Genomic DNA, 21115 nt, shown 5'->3' with positions numbered 1-21115 from the left:
CGTTAGCGGAATTGGCATCATCGCGTCACGGAACACCGCAAAAAAGCCGTGCTTGCAGCACGTCTTAACGTGTGACGAACGCATGCCGTCAAAATTTCCAGAACGCATTCGCGACGAGGTCATCACGATATCGAACAGCGAATGCGGCCGCGCAAGCTCATCGCGCAACCCGCTCCTCCACCACCGCGCAAGATTTGCGGACAACTCGCCAGCGAGATCGAAAACGAAAGCGGCGGGCCATGCCCGCCGCTTGAGACGCTTGATGAAGCTGATCGCTTAGCGCAGCAGCTGCAGCACGCTGGCCTGCGACTGGTTGGCCAGCGCGAGTGCGGAGACCGCGATGGACTGGCGGGTCGACAGCGCCTGGCTGTTGGCCGCTTCCTCGTTGGTGTCGGCCAGCGTCAGGTTCGACGAACCGGTCTGCAGCACGTTGATCAGGTTCTTGTTGAAGTCCTGACGAATCTGCACGATCGAGAGGTTCGAACCGAGCGACGAGGCTTCGGAGCGGATCGCCGTCGATGCGGTGTTCAACGTCGACAGCACCTGGTTGGCTGAGTTGCTGTCGAGGAAGTCGGTTCCGACCACCAGCGAAGACAGGCCGAGACCGGTGCTGTTGAACGTCACGCCGGTGATGTTCAAGGTCGACCGGCCGGTCTCGTTGAACGTCAGCTTCAGCGTGTCACCGTTGAGCAGGTTGATGCCGTTGAAGGACGCGTCCTGCGCGGTGGTGTTGATCTGCGCCAGCACGTTGTTGTACTGCGCGATCAGGCCTGCACGGGTGGTCTGCGAGTTGGTGTCGGCCACCGGCCCCGAGGCGGTGACGCCGTTGAACGCCGCGCCCACGGTCGTGGAGGAGCCGGCGACCGCGCCGATCGTCGACGATGCCGCCTCGTTGGTGGTCAGGATCGTCAGCTGCCCCGTCGTGCTGAGGCTCGCCTGCAGGTTGTTGGCCGCGAGCGCGGTGTTCAGCTGGGCCAGGGTCGAGATCTGCGAGGCGCCTGTGCCGAATGTGATGTTCGTCGCTACGCCGCCTCCTGTCGAAGCGATGGTCAGCGTCTGGCCTGTCAGCGCCGGTGGATTTCGAGTAACTGGGCTGCCGACGGAATTCAATCCGAGCTTCGCCAGCGCTGTGCCACCAAGAGTGAGATCCTGCGCCGTACCTGTGGCAATGGCTATGGCGCCGCCAGACACCGAGGACGGCGTTGCGCTGGCGCCGGTCACCGAGTCGATCGCAGCCAGCAGGTTGCTGACCGTATCGCCGACGCCGATGTTGGTTCCGGCCGAGACCGAACCGGCGACGAAGGTGAACACCACGCCGTTGACGGTCAGCGTGTCGCCCGTGGTGATGCCGGTTGCGAGATTGTTCGACGTGGAGGTCGCGGTGCCCGACAGCCGGGTCGTGCCGGTGATGGCGACGGCGGTGCTGAGATTGTCGTTGTTGACGACTGTGCCCGTCGCGAATTTGTTCGACGAGCTGCCGAGCAGGTTGTTGGCCGTGGCGCCCGGAATGACCGCGGAGGTCACGCTCGATTTGGTGGTGTAGCCCGTCGGGGCCTGGAGGACCTGGCTCGCGATCGACTTGGCGCTGTCGACCAGCTTCTGGAGCGAGGTAAGACCGGTATTCGCGGCCTGGAGAACCTGGACACCGTTACCAATGCTGTCGAGCAGGTTCGCAATGTCGCTCGCACGGTTGTTGAGCGATTGCGCGGTGAAGAATTCGGTGGGGTTGTCGAGCGCCGTGTTGACCTTGTTGCCCGTGGCCAGGTTGTTTTGAGTCGTGGCCAGCAGCGATGCAGTGTTTTGCAGCGCCAGCAGGTTTTGGCGAACCGAAGCCGAGAGAACAATACCGGACATGTGTGTGAAACCTTCCTAGTTATTCACCAGGCGGTTTTAGTACAGGTACTTTTAAAACATGGTTAATGGCGCTTTAAATTTCTTGCTTAACGACTGGTTGCCACCCTTCCCTATGCCCTCATCCCGTGTCCAGGAGCCGTAATGATACGGTCCGGGCGGCCGGATCAGGCGCAAAAAAAGCGGCGGGGTTTCCCCCGCCGCTTCCGATGTTTGTGTGAGAACGCCGTACCTTAGCGGAGAAGCTGCAGCACGCTGGCCTGCGACTGGTTGGCGAGCGACAGCGCGGACACCGCGATCGACTGGCGGGTCGACAGCGCCTGGCTGTTGGCCGCTTCCTCGTTGGTGTCGGCGAGCGTCAGGTTCGACGAGCCGGTCTGCAGAACGTTGATCAGGTTCTTGTTGAAGTCCTGACGGATCTGCACGACCGAGAGGTTCGAACCCAGCGTCGACGCCTCCGAGCGCAGCGTGGAGCTTGCCGTGTTCAGGAGGTTGATCGTCTTGTTCGCCGAGTTGTTGTCGAGGAAGTCAGTCCCCGCGGTCAGGTTCGACAGACCGAGACCGGTCGTGTTGAACGTGACACCGGTGATCGACAGCGTCGACTTGCCGTTCTCGTTGAACGTCAGCTTCAGCGTATCGCCGTTGAGCAGGTTGACGCCGTTGAACGAGGCGTCAGCCGCGGTGGTGTTGATCTGCGCGAGCACGTTGTTGTACTGCGCGACCAGGCTTGCACGCTGGGACTGCGCGGTGGAGTCGACAACGGGAGCCGCCACGGTGGCGCCGTTGAAGATGCCGCCGGTCTGCGTGGCCGAGCCGCCGAGGGTCGCGATCGTCGACGACGCCGCATCGTTGGTGGTCGAGATCGTGATCTTGCCCGTGGCCGAGTCGAGCGCCGCCTGCAGGTTGTTGGCCGCAAGCTTGGTGTTCAGATCGTTCAGCGACTTGACCTGTCCTGTCCCCAGCCCGAACGTGATGTTCGTTGCCGTACCTCCGCCGGTTGCCGCGATCGTCAACGTCTGGCCAGCCAGACCGTCGCCGATTGTCGACAGACCGAGCTTCGCCAAGGTGCCGGAGCTGCCCGAGACGGTCAACCCTGCGGCCGGAGCCGTCAGCGTGATCGCGCCCGCGCTGAGCGAGGCGGTGACACCGGCCTGCGTCGAGATGGCCGACAGCAGGTTGGAGACGCTGTCGCCGATGCCGATGCTGGTACCGGTCGAGGTCGTGCCGGTGACGAAGGTGAAGGTGGTGCCGTTGACGACCAGCGTTTCACCGGAGGTGATGCTGGAGGCCAGGTTGTTCGACGCGGTGCCTGCCGTGCCGGACAGCTTGGTCGAGCCGGTGATCGCCGAGGCGCTCGAGGTGTTGTCGTTGTTCACGACCGTGCCGGTCGCCGAGCTCGCGCTCGAGCCCAGCAGATCGCTGGCGGTTGCGCCGGTCAGCGCCGAAGACGCCACGTTCGACTTGGTGGAGTAGCCGACCGAGCTCTGCAGCACCTGGTTGGCAATCGACTTGGCGCTGTCGACGAGCTTCTGCAGCGAGGTGATGCCGGTATTGGCGGCCTGCAGAACCTGCACGCCGTTGCCGATGCCATCGAGCAGATTGGAGATGTCGGAAGCGCGGTTGTCGAGACCCTGGGCGGTGAAGAAGTTGGTCGGATTGTCGAGAGCCGAGTTGACCTTCTTGCCCGTGGAGAGATTGTTCTGGGTGGTGGCGAGGAGCTGAGCCGTCGACTGAAGCGAGAGCAGATTCTGACGCACCGACGCCGAGAGAACAATACCTGACATTTTCATACCCTTCTGGTGTGAAACAAACTGCCCGATCCATTCAGGATCCGAGCGAAGCCCGTGGTTGAACTCACCAGCGGGCGACGGGATCAAGGTAAATGGCAGTGGCTAACAAAGGGTGAAGTGGCGGCGGCGGATGCACCTCCCGCAAACCATGATCGGCGCGGCGCCGCGAACTGATTCGCGGCGGATACCATTGAAAACACCTCATATTTGCCCGGCGGGCGCGGCCGTTTACCGGCTGTTAACCATGTTGGGAAAGGATTGGTGCGCGCCGACCGATCGAGCGCGCAGACTCCCCGCGCGACTTCACCAGCAGCCGGGCTGATCACCCGGTCTCGACGGAGCAGGTTCGGCGCCGCGCCGACCGCGGCAACGGAGAAACAGAATGGCCCTGAAAGTCGAACTCAAGCCGCATGAGCGCATCATCATCGGCTCCTGCGTGATCACCAACACCGACCAGCGCGCGCGCCTCCTGATCGATGGCGAGAACATTCCGATCCTGCGCGAGAAGGACATTCTGACGCCGGAGACGGCCGATACGCCCGCCAAGCTCGTCTATCTGGCCGTGCAGCTGATGTATATTTCGCCGGGCGCCGACGCCGATCACGGCACCTATTTCAACCTGCTGCGCGACATCATCACGACCGTTCCGAGCGCCTGGCCGATCATCGAGGCGATCAACGGCCATATCCTCAATGGCGATCTGTATCAGGCGCTGAAGGAGGCCAAGAAACTCGTGGCCTACGAGAAGAAGCTGATCGAACAGGCTGAAGCCGAACAACCCGACCAGGACAAGCCGGTGAGCTCGGCGGCCTGATTGGTTTCAGCTCGACTCTGGAAAGCGAAAGCCCGGCTCGCGGACGCGACGCCGGGCTTTGCTTTGCCTGCGACCGCGACGCACGCTGCACTCCTTTGAGCGATGTCGGGACAAAATAAAAAGAACGGCGGGGTTGCCCCCGCCGTTCTCGATTTCGATCCTGCCGTTCTGGCGGATCAGCGGAGCAGCTGCAGGACGCTCGCCTGCGACTGGTTGGCGAGCGACAGCGCGGACACCGCGATGGACTGGCGGGTCGACAGCGCCTGGCTGTTGGCCGCTTCCTCATTGGTGTCGGCGAGCGTCAGGTTGGACGAGCCGGTCTGCAGCACGTTGATCAGGTTCTTGTTGAAGTCCTGACGGATCTGCACGACCGAGAGGTTCGAACCCAGCGTCGAGGCTTCGGAGCGAAGCGTGGAGCTTGCGCTCGTCAGCACGCCGATCACCTTGTTCGCCGAGGCGTTGTCGAGGAAGTCGGTGCCCGAGGTCAGCGTCGACAGGCCGAGACCGGCCGAGTTGAACGTGACACCGGTGATCGACAGCGTCGACTTGCCGTTCTCGTTGAAGGTCAGCTTCAGCGTATCGCCGTTCAGCAGGTTGACGCCGTTGAACGAGGCGTCGCTCGCCGTCAGGTTGATCTGCGTCAGCACGTTGTTGTACTGCGAGACCAGGTTGGCGCGCGCCGTCTGCGCGGTCGAATCGGCCACCGGAGCGGCGATTGTGGCGCCGTTGAAGGCGTTGCCGCTGACGGAGAACGCCGTGCCGCCGATGGTGCCGATCGTCGACGACGCCGCATCGTTGGTGGTCGAGATCGTCAGCTTGTTGGTGGACGAGTCGAGCGTCGCCTGCAGGTTGTTGGCTGCGAGCTTGGTGTTGAGGTCGTTCAGCGACTTCACCTGCCCCGTCCCTAGCCCGAACGTGAAGCTGGTCGCCGTTCCTCCGCCCGTCGCCGCGATCGTCAGCGTCTGGCCCGCCAAGGCGTTGCCGGTGGTCGACAGGCCGAGCTTGGCCAAGGTGCCGGAGCTGCCGGAGACGGTCAATCCTGCCGCCGGAGCGGTCAGCGTGATCGCACCCGCGGTCACCGAAGCGGTCACGCCGGCCTGCGTCGAGATCGCCGACAGCAGGTTGCTGACGGAATCGCCGATGCCGATGCTGGTGCCGGTCGAGGTCGTGCCGGTGACGAAGGTGAAGGTGGTGCCGTTGACGACCAGCGTTTCACCGGAGGTGATGCCGGTCGCCAGGTTGTTCGACGCCGTGCCTGCGGTGCCGGACAGCTTGGTCGAGCCGGTGATCGCCGAGGCGGACGAGGTGTTGTCGTTGTTCACGACGGAGCCGGTCACCGAGGTCGCGCTCGAGCCGAGCAGGTCGTTCGCGGTTGCGCCGGTCAGCGCCGACGAGACGACGTTCGACTTGGTGGAGTAGCCGACCGCGCTCTGCAGCACCTGGTTGGCGATCGACTTGGCGCTGTCGACGAGCTTCTGCAGCGAGGTGATGCCGGTGTTGGCGGCCTGCAGAACCTGCACGCCGTTGCCGATGCCATCGAGCAGATTGGAGATGTCGGAAGCGCGGTTGTCGAGGCCCTGGGCGGTGAAGAAGTTGGTCGGATTGTCGAGAGCCGAGTTGACCTTCTTGCCCGTGGAGAGGTTGTTCTGGGTGGTGGCGAGAAGCGTAGCCGTCGACTGGAGCGAAAGCAGATTCTGGCGCACCGACGCCGATAGGACGATACCTGACATTTTCATACCCTTCTGGTGTGAAACAAGACCCGATCCCTTCGAGATCGGGTGAAGCCCGGCGGCTTGGCGACCGGAGCGACGGGCGTCACGGTGAAGGGCAGTGGCTAACAAACGCTGAAGCGGTTGTAGGCCGGCGCTGCTTCAATCGGTAGAATAGGCCATTCGGCGTGTCGTATCGTCGCACAGGCGCGCGAAAGCGCCCGTTGAAAAGGTTCAGAGATTCACCAGACGCGCGTGATCTTCACTACGCGTCAACCACCTTTGGAAACCGTAAGACACGCGTCATCGCGCGCTCGCCGGTGGTAATCATCGACCAGCGCAGCGGACTGAAACCATCATCTGCAATCACAGCGAGAGTGGCGGCGCCTCCACCTCGATCAACGGCATCAGGCCCGCGGCGCGCCGGCGGCCGAACATGAGGACCGCATCGACCAACCGATCAATGTCGCGCGCTTCGGTGCGATGGTTGACGATCGCCGCGCGGATCGCCAAGCGTCCGTCGATCATCGTGGTCGACGGCGCGGCCATGCCGGATTCGTGGATATCGGCAACGATCTCGCCGTTCAGCGCGTCGGCCTCATCTGCACGATAGCGGAAACAGACGATGTTGAGATGGACCGGGGCGAGCTGCTCGAGCTCCGGCTCGGCGCGCACCCGCGCTTCGAGGTGGCGCGCGAGCTCACACGTCTTCTCGATCACGGCGCCGAGCGCGTCGGTGCCGAACGTCCTCAACGTGAACCAGGTCTTCAGTGCGCGAAAGCCGCGCGACAGATCGGGGCCGAGATCGCACGGCCATTCGGTGCCGGCGGCAAGCCCGCGCGTCTCGCGACGCAGATAGGCGGCGGGCGCCGCGAAGGCGTCGCGATGCATTTTCCCATCGCGCACGAGCAGGAATCCGGCGTCGTAAGGCACCTGCCCCCATTTGTGAAAATCGAGCGCCAACGAATCTGCCTGCTCGATGCCGGCGAGTTTCGGCGTAAGTGCGGGCGCCAGCATCGCAAGCGCGCCGAACGCGCCATCGACGTGGAACCAAAGCCCTTCGCGACGACAGACTTCCGCCACCTCCGTGAGATCATCGATCGCGCCGATGTCGACGGTGCCCGCGGAGGCCACGACGAGAAACGGATGCAGGCCCGCCGCACGGTCCTGCGCGATCGCCTCGCGCAGCGCCGCGATGTCGATCCGGTGCGCCTTGTCCACCGCGATGCTGCGCAGCGCATCGCTGCCCATCCCGCAGATGTCCATCGCCTTGGCGATGCAGCCATGCGCGGCCCTGGATGTGTAAACACGCAAGCGTCCGCCCTGCCCGGCCAGTCCCGCCGTGCGAACGGATGCGCCCAGCGCCGCGCGCCGCGCAACCAGCACCGCCATCAGATTGGCCATCGACGTACCGGTCACGAAGATGCCGCTCGCGCCTTCGGGCAAGCCGAACAACTGCCGCGTCCAGTCGACGACCTCGCGCTCGACCTCGATCGGCGCATGGTCGCGGCCGCCGAGATTGGCGTTCAGTCCGGCTGCGAGCATCTCGGCGAGCATGCCGACGACGGTGCCGCCGCCATGCACCCAGCCCATGAAGCCGGGATGAACATTGCCGGTGGCATGCGGCACGACGCGTTCGGTGAAATCGCGATAGACGTCGGCGAGTTCGGTCGGCGCATGCGGCAACTCGCTGCGGAAGCTTTGCCGCGTCGCCGGCGACATCGGCTGCCACACCGGCCGGTCGCGGATGCCGGCGACGTAGTCGATCATGTCGTCGAGCATGCGATGACCGAGCGCACGGACCTCGTCCCAGTCCCGCGGGTCGAGCGCAGCTCCCGGCCGCAACGAAGCCTCGTTGCGCAGCTCCGTGGTCACGCAGCCTGCTCCGCGCGCGCCGCGGCGCGCTTCGCGATCATCTCGGCGAATGCCGCGAAGATCTTCCGCATCTGCGGCGGCTTGTAGGGGAAGATATCGGGCGGATCCATGTTGTGGACGACGGCCGTGTTGTCGGCCTCGAACACCAGCAGCGCGCCCTCCTTCGTTTCAGCGCAGTCGATGATGAAGTAGTCGAGGCCGACGCGCGCGGCGATGGCATCGAGCACGCTGCGATGGCGGCGGCCGAAGCCGATGTCGAAGGTCTGCATGAAGGTCGCCTCTTCGAGGCGCTTGCTCTCGCTGCCGGACATGTTGGCGTTGAGGTACCAGATGTCCCAGCGCTTCGCGATCGCCATGTGGCAGGCATAGGCCGTGCCATCGACGAACACGACGCGGTATTTGCGGAACTGGCCGTCCTCGCTGGCATAGTCGACGAAGCGCGACAGGAAGAATTCCTGTTCGTCGCGCTCGTCGAGATAGAGCGAGAGCTCGAGCGGCTCCTCGACCTTCTCGAGGCCGACACCGGCATGCGAGCCGCGCGGACGCACGATGAGCGGAAACACCAGCGAACTGTCGAGATCGGCGATCCATTCGCGTTCCTCGGCGATCTCGACCAGACGGTCGCGATCGACGGGAATCGTCGCCGGAATGACCAGCCCTTCGATGCCGGCCAGGAGCGCGTGCAGCTTGTCGCGATCGAGATGCCAGATCCGCTCCGGCGGATTCAGCAGCGAACGCGGCCAGCGCGCCGCGACCGCGTCGATCTCGCGCAGCGCATGCTGGCAATCCTCGGAGTCGGAGGCGATCACGATGGCGACGTCGTGCGCCGGCAGCGGCGCCATGAGATCCGTCCCCGGCACGACATAGAGCAGCAGCAGCTCGATATCCGTGTCCTCGAGCAGGAATTCGATCGGCGTGTTGCTGCCCATGTCGGTGGACGCCGCGAGCGCCAGCACGCGCAGCCGCGGCGGCGTGTCCTGGCGGATCACGCGGTAGAGCTGCTGCGCCTGCAGCACGTCGTGCTGGATCGCGAGCCCGGATGATTTCTCGCCGATCAGCTGCGCGACGAGCGCGAGGTCGAGGCCTTCGCCCGGCGTGGCCGTGCCGTCGAGCAGCTTGCCGAGCAAGGCCGCCCACATCGGCTTGAGATCCTGGCCGTCGAACGCGGCCTTGGCGAGCTTGGCCATGCCGATGCGGTCGGCACATCCTGCGCCGGGCGCCTCGGCCAGCGCGAGCAGATCAATCGGCATTGCAGATGTCCCTGAGATCCTGGCTGCTCAGCTCCGACACGAGCAGCTCTGTTTTGGCGACGATGTCGACCACGCGGTCGATGTCGGCTTCGAGATTGACGCGCGCGGTGGTGTGGTCGTCGCACCAGGCTTCGGTCACCTGGCGCGCGCCGATGCACAGCCGCAGCGCGGCGGTCGGCGCCGCGCCGGGGCGTTCGATCCTGACGGGCTGACCGACCAGGCACTGGCGCGCGGCGACGTCAGCCATGGAGCCGCTGAAGCGGCTGCCGAGATCGTGTTGGAGCGCGCGATAGACCGCCTGCGTCTCTCCGAGATCGAGCAGTTTGCCGTCGCGCTGAAGCGCGAACGGAAAGATCGTCGGAAAGCCGAACTCGTCGCCGTCTTCGTCCGCCGCGACTGAACCTGCCGCGATCGGCCGCAACACCGGCGACAGCATCAGCAGGCTCGTGATGGTCTCGCCGAGTTGCCGGATCGCCATCCGGCGGAATGCCGCGGGCACGGCATGATAGGCGGCGATCTCGTCGAGCGCGGCCTCCCAGCGCAGCCATTGCCCGATGTTGGCGCGCGGCGCCGAGCGCGCGCGCAGATCCGTCCAGGCGACCGGCCAGTCGCTGCGGCCGACATAGTCGAACAGGCCCGGCGCAACGGGATTTCCCCCGCGCAGCGCCGCCGACACCAACGGCGGAACCAGGAGCGCGCCGCTGAAGGCCGGTCCGCCAAAGAACTTCGAGCCGGAGATCAGCACGAGATGACCGCGCGCCAGATGGTCGCGCAGCCACGCCGCGCCGAGCCGCATCTGGCAGGCGTCGACCACGATCTGGACCCGATCCGGCCAGCGCCGCGACACCTCGTCCAGGCACGCCATGCCCGGCGCGCGCCAGCCGAGCTTGGACGCGTCCATCACCTGGAGCAGCACGCTGCGCCCGTCGCGCACCAGCGCCTCGACCGCGTCGAACACGTCGGACTGAATGTTCCTGCGCGGCTGCAGCGATGCGCCGTCGAGCAGCGGCACCGACACCGCCTCGCCCGCCAGTCCGTCGATCGGTCCGTCCTTCGTCACCGTCAGGCCGCCCGCGGTCCGTGTGCTGAAGTGACGGCCGCGCGCGCTCGCCGCGGTGCCGCTCCCGGTCTGATCGGAGCCGACGACCACGCTGGTGACGGCATCGCCCAGCAGCGCTCGCGCGAGCGCCAGCGCATGCAGCTGCGAGTCGGTGCCGGAGGGCGAGAAGACGATGCCGACGTCGTCGTCCAGGCCGAATTGTTGTCGCAACTCGCACCGCATCTCCTCGGTGCGCAGGTCCAGCGCCGCGTCGAGGCCAAGCGAAATCGCCGCATGCATCAATTGCTCGCGCGCGAGCTCGACGCGGGCATAGGCACGCTCCGAGATCGGCGACGCCGTGCTCGACGAAAAGCACAACAGATCGGGCGCAGGCGATGGTCCGCAGCCATAGGCGTTGCGGCCCCAGGGGCGGTCGAGCGACAGGCGGGCATCGCCGCCATCGATCAGAAGATCGCCAAGCAACGCAAAGAGATCGCGCAGTCCTGTCGCCGCGCCGTCGCGCCGCGCATGACCCGAGAGCCAGGAGACGTCGGGCCGAGTTGCCGCCGGCATCATGCTGATGTCACGCGGCGTCGACAGCGGCAGCGGTCGGAACCGCGATCGCCGAGGCGAATTGCGAGGCGACGTTGCCGTGGAACACGGACGGGCCGACGTGATCGAGACGGCTGTCGAGATCAGCCCAGATCTCGCCGCCGAGATCGGTCCAACGCTTGCAGAACGCGAAATCCTCGCTGAGATAGGTGCCGGTTTCCGGATCGATCAGGCATTCGAACAGCGCGAAGCGGTTCGGGCTGCCAGCCAGCGCATCCTGGGAATGCTCACGGAAGAACTGCAGCGGCGCGTAAGCAGGATGTGCGATCATCGCCTCGATGACGCGACGGCGGATCATCAGGAATCCGGTGCCGGCATAGCGGACGCGGGTGAAGCCGTTGACCACGGCGACATGGTCCGGATTCTCGATCTCGAGCACATAATCCAGCGAAGCGGCCGGCACGTCCATGCGGTTGGACTGGATGGCGCGGCGCGCCTTGGTCCAGTTGACCTTCTTGATCGGATAGACGCCGGCGACCATGTCGCCGCCGGATTCGATCAGGCGAAACACCTGCTTCGGCGTGAATCCGATATCCGCGTCGACGAACAGCAGGTGCGTCGCGGTGGGATCGTTGAGGAACAGCGTGACCAGATTGGCCCGAGCCCGGGTGATCAGCGCATCGCCGTCGCGCATATGCACGGTCAGGCCGACGTTCGACGTCGCGCGCAGCTCGCGCTGCAGGGCGAAGATCGAGCTCGCATAGATGCTCGACACCTGGCCGCCGAAACACGGGGTGGCGATCACCAGGTGAATCCGCTCGTCGGTCACGTCACTCACGTCAGCCTCCAGACAAAGAGGCTCTCGCCCCAGATCTGAACAAAAGCTAAAGAGACGTGGTTAACGAAAGCCTAACCGCCGCCTCCCCCGTCGTTCTACAGGTACTTGACCAGCGTCAGCTGGGCGAGCATTGCCGTGGTCTGATAGGACGCCTGCAGATTGGTCTGCAGCTGCAAGAGCTGGCTCGCCACCTCCTGCTGCGAGATGCCCTCGGTCTGGTCGACCAGGCTCTGCATCGCCGCCTTGGCCTGGGTCTGGCGCGCCGTCGCGTCCTTCATCGTGGTCTGGGCGTTGGCGAAGTCGGTCTGGATGTCCGAGATCGTCTGCTGGCCGAGCTGCGGCGTCAGATTGGCGGCAATGCGCTGGCTCAGCGCGCCGATCTGCTGCCCGGCATTGGCGCCCGCCGGCGGCGTCACGACCGCGGCATAGACCGCGGTCTGCTGCACGAGATTGCGGATCGCATACTCGTTGCCCTGGGCGCCGAACTGGATGCTCTGCGCGGTGTCGATGCGGATGGTCGCGCTCGACCGCGCCGAACCGGGACCGCTGTTGCCGGTGTACCAATTGACCGTGTTGGCCGAACCGTTGACCAGGCTGGTCGCCGACGCCAGCGGCGAGCCGGACACCCGCAACGGCGGCGTCGGAGCCGTCACGGTGCCCGAGAAGCCCAGCGCGGACAGCGCGCCGGCGTTCGAGCTCGTCAGCGAGAAGCTGGCGGCATCGTCGGTCCGCAAGGTGATCACCCCGCCGCTGACCGTCGAGGCCTTTGAGGTGCCGCTCAACGTGTCGATCTTTCCGAGCAGCGTCTGCACACTGTCGGTAATGTTGATCTGATTGTTGCCGTTGGCGCCGGACGCGACGAAGGTCAGCGTCTGCCCGTTCACCGTGAGGGTGTCGCCACTTGCGAAGTTCGTCGCGATCGAGTCGGTGCTGGCCGCGCCCGACAGCAGGGTCGCGCCGGTGATCGGCGCCGGAATCGCCGCCTTGTTGTTGACGGCGGTCCCCGACACGGAGCTCGCGGTGTTGAAGAAATTATCACCCGCGGTGACCGCCGAGGCCGCTACCAGCGAGGTGTTGGCGAGCGTCGTCAACGCCGTGTTCAGCGCCGCGTTGAGATTGGCCGACGTCGCAGCCGGCGTGGCGCCGATCGCAAACGTATTGGCGGGCGCCGGCGTCGTGGTCGACGCCGTCAGCTTGATCGCCTCCGAGGTGCCGTCGGGCAGTTTGAAGGTGAAGCTGATCTGGTCACCCGCATTGGGATTGCCGGCGGTGAGGTCGACCGAGATGCCGGCCGGCGAGCCGGACGGTCCGGTCACGGTGGCGTTGGTCAGCGTCGAATTGACGTTGCTGAGCTTGAAGCCGAAGGGCGAGCCGGCGACGTCCTCCGCAAGCGTGATCGGCATCGTCGCCGAGGCCGACAGATTGAGGCGGCCGAGGCCGTTGAGCCCGAGATCGGCCTGCTGCCGCTCGGCGATGACCTGCTTCAGGCCGGCCTGTGTCGGCGTGCCGTTGAGGATGTCGTCGGCGGACGCGATCGCCGGCCGGTCGGTGGCGGTGCCCGAGAAGATGAAGCGGTCGCCGACCTGGGTGTTGAGGATGCCGGTGATCGCGGACAGGTTCGACGAGGCCGTCAGCTGGCCGGTGGTCTGACCGGTGCTGGTCAGGTTCTGCGGCGTCGCCGCGGCGCCGCTCTGGATCTGGCTGCTGATCTTCGACAGCGACTGCAGCGAGGTGTTGACCGCGCCGATGACCGTATTGACGTGGGTCATCGTCAAGGTGAACGACGAGATGTTCGACAGCTGCGCCCGCGCCGCGATCGCAAACCCCTCGTCCGGACCCATGCCGGCATAGTTGTTCGACTTGACGCCGCTGGAGAGCTGCGTCGAGAGGTCCGCAAGCTGGTTGGAGATGTTCCGCACGGACAGGCCGAGCAGAGACGTTCCGTAATTGACACTGCTGATCGACATCTTACACGCGCCTTACTGATAGGCCTGGAGCAGGCTCTGCATCATGCTTTGCACGACCGACATGATATGGGCGTTGGCCGCGTAGGTGTTCTGGACCTGGATCAGGTTGGACATCTCGCTGTCCATGTTGACCCCGGCGGTGGCGTTGAACTTTTCCTTGAGCGTGCTGACGACGACGCTCTGGCCCTGGCTGAGCTGGGTCGCGAGGTTGGCGGCGCTGCCCTGCTGGCTGACGAATTGCTGCAGATAGCCGGTCACCGTGCCCTGGAACGGCTGCGCGGCCGAGCCGAGCCCGGTAGTCGGCGAGTAGCTGAAGGTGGCCGATGTCAGCTGCGCGAACAGGAAGTCCGGCCGCGTCGCGTCGCCTGCGGGCGTCTGCGGTGAGGTCGAATAGGTCGACAGCTTGGTCGCATCGTTGAGCAGCGCCGGATTGACGTTGAGCCGCCCGGCGAGCCCGGTCATCTGGCTGCCCGTCGAGGTGATCTTGCCGGTGTAGAGCGCGCCGCCGTCGGTGAACACCGGCAGCTGCGCATTGCCACTGGCCAATGTCTGGACCGTGACCGTCGACGACGCCGACTTCACCGTCGCCTGGCTGGTGCCGTCATCGGTGATGCGCAGCGTCGTGCCCGAGGGATTGGAGAATTGCAGATGCGCCGATCCCAGCGCGCTGTTGAGCTGCGACACCACAGAGGCCATGCCGAGCGAGAAGTCGACGCCAACATAGGACGGGTTGGCGCCGGTCGCGTTCTGCAGCGGCAGCGCGGCGGGATCGTTGACGTTGACGATCTTGACCTGGCGCTGGATGTTGCTCGAATCCGTATACGTCAGGTTGATCGTGTTGCCGGCCAACAGGCCGGTGGTCGAGACATCGAAGCCGGCCGGCGGACCCGTGACCGCGGTGCCCGCCGTGGTCTTGTCCGATAGCGCCGACGCCACCGTCGCCGCAAGCTGGTCGACCTGGGTCTGCGCCTGCACCAGGGTCTGGTCGCGCAGCTTGAGATCGGCTGCGATCTGGCCGGAGTTCAGGAGATTGTTGGAGACGACGTCGAGCGACACGCCGTTCGACAGCTTGATGTTGAGCTGGCCGACGCCGGTCTTTGTCGGATCGCTGTTGTAGAGCGAGGTCGCATCGAGCGTGCCAGGCGAGGAGAAGGTGAATTCCGAGGACAGCCCGGCGCCGACGAGCTGGATGCCGGAATTGGTGAACACGCTGACGCCGTTGGTCGAGTCCGACACGACACGGATGTCGACATATTTGGACAGCGTGTCGATCGCGTTGTCGCGCTGGTCCTGCAACGTCGCCGTCAGCGGATCCGACGGGGCGAGACCCTGAAGCTGCGTGTTCAACGTGGCGATCTGCTTGATCGCCGCATTGGCCTGCGTCACCGAGTTGCCGATGTCCTGCTCGACATTGGTGCGCAGCGTCTGGATGCCCTTGGTGGTCGCGTTGAGCTGCTGCGCCACGCCCTGCGCCGCCGACAGCGCCACCGATTGCGCCGACTGATTGCTCGGATTGTTCGACAGCGATTGCAGCGCCGTCGTGAAATTGTTGAGCGCCGTCTCCAGCGTGCCGCTGCCGCCGGGCGTGCCGTACACGCTCTGCAGCTGCGTCAGGATGTTGGCCATCTGATTGGCATAGGCCCCGCCCGAGGTCTCGGTGCGGAGCTGGTTCTGCACGAACAAATCGAGCTGACGGTTGACGCCGGTCGTCATCACCGTCGAGCCGAAGCCGCCAGAGGCGACTTCGATCTGGTTCGGGTTCTGTGCGACGTAGCCGGGCGTGTTGGCGTTGGCGACGTTCGACGAGATGATCGAGAGCGCCGCCTGCGTCGAGCGCAGGCCGGACATCGCGGTGGCGAGGGCTGAACTCAAACCCATGTTCGTTTGCCTTATGTCAATTCAACTGCCACGTGGCCGCGCGTCAGCGCAGCACGTTCAGAAGATCCTGCACCATCGAATTGGCGGTGGTGATCACCTTGGTGTTCGCCGAATAGGCCTGCTGGGTCACGATCAGCTTGGTGAACTCGTCGGCGATGTCGGTGTTCGAGCCTTCCAGCGAGCCGCCCGAGATCTTGCCGGACGCGCCGATGATGGCCTGGCCGGACTGGTCGGTCGCCTCATAGGCGCCGCCGTCGAGCGCCTTCAGGTAGTTGGTGCCGTTGAAGTGCGACAAGGTCACCTGGGCCAGATTGATGGTCTGGCCGTTGGAGAAGGTGCCGGTGACGATACCGCTGTTGTTGACGGCGACCGACTGCAGCTGGCCGGCGGCAAAACCGTTCTGCGAGATCTGGTTGATGGTCGCCGAGCCGATCGTGCTGGCATATTGCGTCAGTGCGCCCGACGAGATGTTCAGGCTCACGGTGCCGAGCGTGGTGCCGTCGACCACGACATTGGGAATGGAAATGTTCGAGCTCGTCGGCGACACCAGCGAGCCGTCGGAGGCGAACACGAAGTTGGTGCCGACGTTCTGCCAGGCCACGGTCGAACCGGTCGCCGTCGAATTGGTCTGATAGAACAGGTTCCAGGTGTCCTTGTGGCCGGTGCCGAGGGTCGCGCTGTCGGTCTTGCCCCAGCGCAGTTGCACGTTCACCGGAGTACCCGCGGAGTTGTAGGTGGTGACCGCGCCGCCCGAGATCGTCTCGTTGTTGAAGTTGGTGAGGTCGTTGCCGATGACGATGCCGGTACCCGCGCTTGCCGTTCGCGTCAGCGACACCGGCGATGTCAGGCCGAGCGCGGTGAAGCCGCCCGATGCGCTGCTCAAGGTCCAGTCCTCGCCGCTGCCCGAGTGCAGCGTAATCTTGCCGGCGGTGATAGTCGGCTGCACGCCAGTGACGGTCGCGATCTTGGCGAGCAAGGTGCCGACGGAATCGCCGACATTGATCTGGTTGCCCGAGGCGCCCGACGCGACGAAGGTGAAGGTGACGACGTCGCCCGCGCTGCCGGTCAGGGTGATGGTGTCGCCGGCGGTGAAGTTGGTGGTGATCGAGTCGGTCGCCGCGGCGCCCGACAGCAAGGTCGAGGTGGTGATGTTGGCCGCGTTCTTGTTGACCGCGGTGCCGCCCGTGGTGGTGGCGTCGGCGTAGAAATTGGTGCCGACCGGCAGCGGCACGTTGGACAGGTCGGCCGAGTTGAGGCCGCCGGCCGCGACCAAGGTGCCGGTCGCCGCGTTGCCGCTCGCGCCGGTCTTCGGCTGCGTCGGCAGGTTGGCGGCGTATTGGATCGCGGTGGTCGCCTGTGCCGGCACGAAGTTGTTGGCGAACTGCAGCACCGTCGGCACGTTGCCGGTGGCGTTGCCGGTCTTGGCGTCGACCGCGACGCCCATCAGATAATAGCCGGCGCCGTTGATCAAATTGCCGTTGGCATTGAGCTGGAAGTCGCCGCGGCGCGTGTAGTTGGTGACGCCGGTGAAGACCGGCACGTTGTCGACGACCGACGAGGCCTTCTGCACGTTGAAGAAGCCGTCGCCGTTGATCGCCATGTTGGTGGCGACCGACGAGGTCGAGACCGTGCCCTGGGTGGTGATCGTCGCCTTGGCGAAGGCGGTCACGCCGCCGGCGTTCTGCCGGGTCGGATTGGTGGCGTTCGGAATGAGGTCTTCGAAGCTGGTGCCGATGCCCTTGTAGCCAACGGTCGAGGCGTTCGCGATGTTACCGGAAATGTTCTGCAGCGCGAATGATTGAGCGGACAGTCCGCTCACCGAGGTGTTCATCGCGTCGAAGATACCCATACCATTCTCTCCACATTGACCCGGCGGCCGGTCCGCCCAAGGCCGCGTTTTCGTGGAGAGCTGTCGCAATCACCGTGCCAGTTATGAATGTGATGCGAAATCAACGGCTTGCGAAATAACAACGTCAAGAAACCGTCGGCAGGAGTGGTGAACAATTGCCGAGCCGGCAGTTCTTGCCGGGCCGGGACGCGCCCCAGCGCGCTCCGGCTCAGCTGAATTTGCACAGCATCCGGCGCGTCGTCAGACCCGCATCTGGAGCCTTGAACGGACGCGCCGGCGAGACCAGGCGGAGATTCTTCAGGTCGACGACGGATTGGCCGGATGGAACACCAGCGACAGTCCGTCCATGCAGTAGCGCAGACCGGTCGGCTTCGGGCCGTCGTCGAAGACGTGGCCGAGATGACCGCCGCAGCGGCGGCAATGCACCTCGGTGCGGATCATGCCGTAGGTCTTGTCCTGGCGGGTGCCGACGGCGTTGTCGAGCGGCTTGAAGAAGCTCGGCCAGCCGGTGCCGCTGTCGAATTTGGTCTCCGACGAGAACAGCGGCAGGTCGCAGCCGGCACAGGCGAAGGTGCCCTTGCGGTGCTCCTTCAGCAGCGGGCTGGTCCAGGGCCGCTCGGTGCCCTCCTTGCGGAGGATGTCGAACTGCTCCGGCGTGAGCTGCGCGCGCCACTCGGCCTCGGTCTTCTCGATCTCGAACTTCTCGGCGGCGCGGGCCGGGGCGGAGCCGCCGAGCCAGCGCAAGGCAGCGAAGCCGAACAGACCGGCAGCGGTGGTGAACATCAGGCGGCGATCGATCATGGACGTCTCCGTACGGCGGTTGTGACCGGATTTACGGGCGAGATGTCGCGAAGTTACGCCAGGCGCGGTCCTGAAGGCTCACTTTCTTGCGAGCTAGCCGCCCTCCCCGGCCTCGGGCCGGCGGTCGAGGTCGGACGGCTGTGGTCGCAGCGGCAGGCGTGAATTGGGTCGCTCGGCTGCCCGGCGGCGCGCTTCGGCAGCCCTGATCTCCCGCGCGCGCTCCTGCGCCCGCGCCCGCTCGCGATGTCGCGCCAAGGTGCCGGCGGCGGCGGCGCGGCCGCGGATCCAGAGATTGACGACCTGGCCGGCGACCCGGCCGCTGACGCCGCCGGCCCAGACCAGCTCGAACGGCGAGAACAGCTTCCAGCGGTCGTCGCCCGCCAGGATGCCCTGCGCGATCAGTTGCCCCGCCATCGCCGAGGTGTTCATCCCCTGCCGGCCGAAGCCGCTCGCGACCCATAGGCCTTTGCGCAATTGTCCGATCTGCGGCATGCCGTGCACGGTCTGCCCGGTGACGCCGCCGAAGGTCTCGGTGATCTCGACCTTGCCGAGCTGCGGAAACACGGTGCGGATCCGGCGCTGCAGCGCCGAGGCAAAGCCGCTCGGCCGCGCATTCCAGGTCGTCTCCGGACTCGCCCACATCAGCCGGTCGCCCTCGACGATGCGGAAATGATCGATGCCGTCGGTGTCCTGCACCGATCCCTGGAACGCGATCGCCTCAGCCAGCCGCTCGCCGAGCGGCGCAGTCACGCCGCCATAGCGCCACACCGGCAGCAGCGTATCCGACAGCCGCTGCAGCGGCGCGCCGAGATGGATGTTGCCGGCCAGCACGATATGCGACGCCCGCATCCGTGCCGACGGCGTCACGATGCGCTTGCGCACACCCGACGCATCGATGCTGACAACAGGCGTATCCTCGAAGATCCGCGCGCCGGCGCGATGCGCCAGCCGCGCCAGCGCGTGGACATAAGCGCGGCCGTCGAGCTGGAACGCCTTCGGATAATGCACACCGTGGAAATAGCGCTCGGTCTTCAGCTCGGTCCTGACCCGCTCGACCTGCCAGCCCTCGACCTCGGTGTCGAAATCCTCGTGCAGCATCTGCAGCCGCCGGATCAGCGCATCACCGGCATCGACGTTGGAAACTTCGAGGGCGCCCTCGCTCAACGCCATGTTCGGCATGGTCGCCGCCTGCGCGCGGAGGAATTCGGCGCCCGACCACGACAATGCCCACAGCGCGCGGGCATGCTTCAGCCCGACGCGCTCGATCAGGTCCGGAAGCGCCAGGTCGAACCCCGGCAGTACGGTGCCGACCATGGCGCCGGAGGCGTTCCATCCGACCTGCCGCCCTTCCAGCACCGCGACGCTCGCGCCCTGCCGGGCGGCGCACAGCGCCACCGTCAGCCCGGCCAATCCCGCCCCGACCACGCAGACATCGACATCGAGGTCGAAATTCAGCCGGCTGCGGACGAATGCCCCTGCGGCATCCGCGTCATCGTTCACGCTTGTGGAAGTCTCGCTCATGGCGTTTTCTTAGCGAACCCTGTGCCGGTCGTCATGACGCTTTTAATGGCGATAAAGAGACGTGGTACAGCCTGACCCAGCCTGAACGATTCGAGACCGGATTCCATGCGCCGATTGATGCTGCTGCGCCACGCCAAGACCGAGACTGACGCGCTATCCGGCCGTGACCAGGACCGCCGTCTCGACGAGCGCGGGCACCAGGATGCCGCCATCATCGGCGACTTCATTGCGAGCCGGCCGCCGGCGCCGGAACTGGTGCTGGTCTCGACCGCGGTCCGGGCGCAACAGACCTGGGAGCTCGCGCGCGCCGCGATGCAGGACCGCGTGCCCGCCCCGCAGGTGGAATCCGTGGCCGAACTCTACGCCGCCGAGCCAATGCAGATCCTGCATCAGATCCGGCTTGCCGCGGCGTTCGATCCGAAACAGCTGCTCGTGGTCGGCCACAATCCCGGCATGCACGAGCTGGCGCTGGCGCTCACCGGCCGGGGCGACGCCGAGGCGCGCCACGAGCTGATGCGCAACATGCCGACCTCCGGCCTTGCCGTGTTCGACTTCGACACCGACGATTGGGGCGATGTGAGCTTCGCCCGCGGCAACCTGCTGATGTTCGTCACGCCGAAGCTTCTCAAGCACGGCTCGGTCGATTGAGCGGCGGCGTCGATTGACAGCGAGGTTCCCTCGGGCGCGTAATGTCGCCGACAGAGAGGAAGCCTTGCGATGTTCAACTCGATCCTGGTTCCGATCGATCTGGCCGACACCGACCTCGCCAAGCCCGCCATCGCCACGGCCGCCACTTTGGCCCAGACCTGGAGCGGCATGGTGCACCTGCTCAACGTGATGCCGATGACGCCGGTGATGCTGGCCGAATACGTGCCAGCCGATTTCGACGCGCAGCAGCGTGAGACCGCCGAGGAGGCGCTGTCGATCGTCGCCCGCGAATCCGGCATCCCCACGGAGCGCATCAGCTACACGGTGCGCCAGGGCGGCATCTATCACGAGATTTTGGAGGAAGCCGCCAAGGTGAAAGCCGACCTGATCGTGATGACCTCGCACCGCCCGGCGATGCGGACGTATTTCCTCGGCAGCAATGCCGGGCACGTGGTGCGGTACGCGAAGTGCTCGGTGCTGGTGGTGCGGCCGTGAGTGTCTGAGCGATGCGCTCGTGCAGGTAGCTACAAACGGGCCTGCTATCTGGCTACGAGTCGCAGCACGCGGTTCAAATGACGACAAGCCTCGTTGTAAGGCAAAACTCGTCCCGCAACGGCGGTGAGCTCCCCTCCCCCTTGCGGGGAGGGGTTGGGGGTGGTCCAAACCGGCTACATAGGTGACAGAACAAACCGACGACATGGGTGACAGGTTGAGGTGATCGGCAGGAGGACTT

General features: G+C 65.4%; 15 protein-coding genes. 3 read left to right on the top strand and 12 right to left on the bottom strand.

Features of this window, described 5'->3' with window-relative positions:
• Positions 1–276: 276 nt before the first annotated feature.
• Both ACQR1Y_RS32845 and ACQR1Y_RS32840 read right to left on the bottom strand, forming a co-directional pair.
• Positions 277–1854: a flagellin gene (locus ACQR1Y_RS32845; RefSeq protein ID WP_434860917.1), complete on the bottom strand. Its 1578-nt coding sequence runs from the start codon at positions 1852–1854 to the stop codon at positions 277–279.
• A gap of 230 nt (positions 1855–2084) precedes the next feature.
• Positions 2085–3635: a flagellin gene (locus tag ACQR1Y_RS32840; protein WP_434879756.1), complete on the bottom strand. Its 1551-nt coding sequence runs from the start codon at positions 3633–3635 to the stop codon at positions 2085–2087.
• A gap of 388 nt (positions 3636–4023) precedes the next feature.
• Between ACQR1Y_RS32840 and flbT the strand changes: the two genes are divergently transcribed.
• Positions 4024–4455 (top strand): flagellar biosynthesis repressor FlbT, encoded by a 432-nt coding sequence (gene flbT, locus ACQR1Y_RS32835; RefSeq protein ID WP_434879757.1) that lies wholly within the window; start codon positions 4024–4026, stop codon positions 4453–4455.
• Positions 4456–4631: 176 nt separating this feature from the next.
• Here flbT and ACQR1Y_RS32830 read toward each other — a convergent pair whose 3' ends face one another.
• The 10 genes from ACQR1Y_RS32830 to ACQR1Y_RS32785 all read right to left on the bottom strand — a co-directional run bounded on the left by ACQR1Y_RS32830 (position 4632) and on the right by ACQR1Y_RS32785 (position 19734).
• Positions 4632–6185 carry a flagellin gene (locus tag ACQR1Y_RS32830; protein WP_434862438.1) on the bottom strand — a complete coding sequence of 518 codons (1554 nt, stop codon included), beginning with the start codon at positions 6183–6185 and terminating at the stop codon, positions 4632–4634.
• 345 nt (positions 6186–6530) lie between these two features.
• On the bottom strand, positions 6531–8039 hold the full coding sequence (locus ACQR1Y_RS32825; protein WP_434879758.1) for a pyridoxal phosphate-dependent decarboxylase family protein: 1509 nt from the start codon (positions 8037–8039) through the stop codon (positions 6531–6533).
• Positions 8036–9226 carry an ATP-grasp domain-containing protein gene (locus ACQR1Y_RS32820; RefSeq protein WP_434879768.1) on the bottom strand — a complete coding sequence of 397 codons (1191 nt, stop codon included), beginning with the start codon at positions 9224–9226 and terminating at the stop codon, positions 8036–8038. Before ACQR1Y_RS32820 ends, ACQR1Y_RS32825 begins: the two co-directional genes overlap by 4 nt.
• A gap of 52 nt (positions 9227–9278) precedes the next feature.
• Complete coding sequence (locus tag ACQR1Y_RS32815; RefSeq protein ID WP_434879759.1) at positions 9279–10904, bottom strand: hypothetical protein; 1626 nt, start codon at positions 10902–10904, stop codon at positions 9279–9281.
• A gap of 7 nt (positions 10905–10911) precedes the next feature.
• Positions 10912–11718 carry a hypothetical protein gene (locus tag ACQR1Y_RS32810; RefSeq protein WP_434862435.1) on the bottom strand — a complete coding sequence of 269 codons (807 nt, stop codon included), beginning with the start codon at positions 11716–11718 and terminating at the stop codon, positions 10912–10914.
• Between the two features lie 95 nt (positions 11719–11813).
• Positions 11814–13685: a flagellar protein gene (locus ACQR1Y_RS32805; RefSeq protein ID WP_434879760.1), complete on the bottom strand. Its 1872-nt coding sequence runs from the start codon at positions 13683–13685 to the stop codon at positions 11814–11816.
• A 12-nt stretch (positions 13686–13697) separates the two neighbouring features.
• On the bottom strand, positions 13698–15563 hold the full coding sequence (gene flgK, locus ACQR1Y_RS32800; protein WP_434879761.1) for a flagellar hook-associated protein FlgK: 1866 nt from the start codon (positions 15561–15563) through the stop codon (positions 13698–13700).
• Positions 15564–15606: 43 nt separating this feature from the next.
• A complete protein-coding gene (locus tag ACQR1Y_RS32795) occupies positions 15607–17412 on the bottom strand; it encodes a flagellar hook-basal body complex protein (RefSeq protein ID WP_434862432.1) in 1806 nt (601 codons plus the stop codon).
• Positions 17413–17709: 297 nt separating this feature from the next.
• Positions 17710–18213 carry a peptide-methionine (R)-S-oxide reductase MsrB gene (msrB, locus tag ACQR1Y_RS32790; RefSeq protein WP_434879762.1) on the bottom strand — a complete coding sequence of 168 codons (504 nt, stop codon included), beginning with the start codon at positions 18211–18213 and terminating at the stop codon, positions 17710–17712.
• A 93-nt stretch (positions 18214–18306) separates the two neighbouring features.
• Positions 18307–19734 (bottom strand): NAD(P)/FAD-dependent oxidoreductase, encoded by a 1428-nt coding sequence (locus ACQR1Y_RS32785; RefSeq protein ID WP_434879763.1) that lies wholly within the window; start codon positions 19732–19734, stop codon positions 18307–18309.
• Positions 19735–19839: 105 nt separating this feature from the next.
• On the opposite strand from ACQR1Y_RS32785, the gene ACQR1Y_RS32780 reads away from it, so the two are divergent.
• Positions 19840–20382, top strand: coding sequence for a SixA phosphatase family protein (locus tag ACQR1Y_RS32780; protein WP_434879764.1), 543 nt, complete (start codon positions 19840–19842; stop codon positions 20380–20382).
• A gap of 69 nt (positions 20383–20451) precedes the next feature.
• The gene (locus ACQR1Y_RS32775; RefSeq protein WP_434879765.1) at positions 20452–20877 is read left to right on the top strand and encodes a universal stress protein; all 426 of its coding nucleotides are present in this window, start codon (positions 20452–20454) and stop codon (positions 20875–20877) included.
• Positions 20878–21115: the final 238 nt, after the last annotated feature.

Source organism: Bradyrhizobium sp. HKCCYLRH3099 (assembly GCF_051167855.1).
Taxonomy (GTDB): domain Bacteria; phylum Pseudomonadota; class Alphaproteobacteria; order Rhizobiales; family Xanthobacteraceae; genus Bradyrhizobium.
This window is presented reverse-complemented; position numbering and strand designations above follow the sequence as displayed.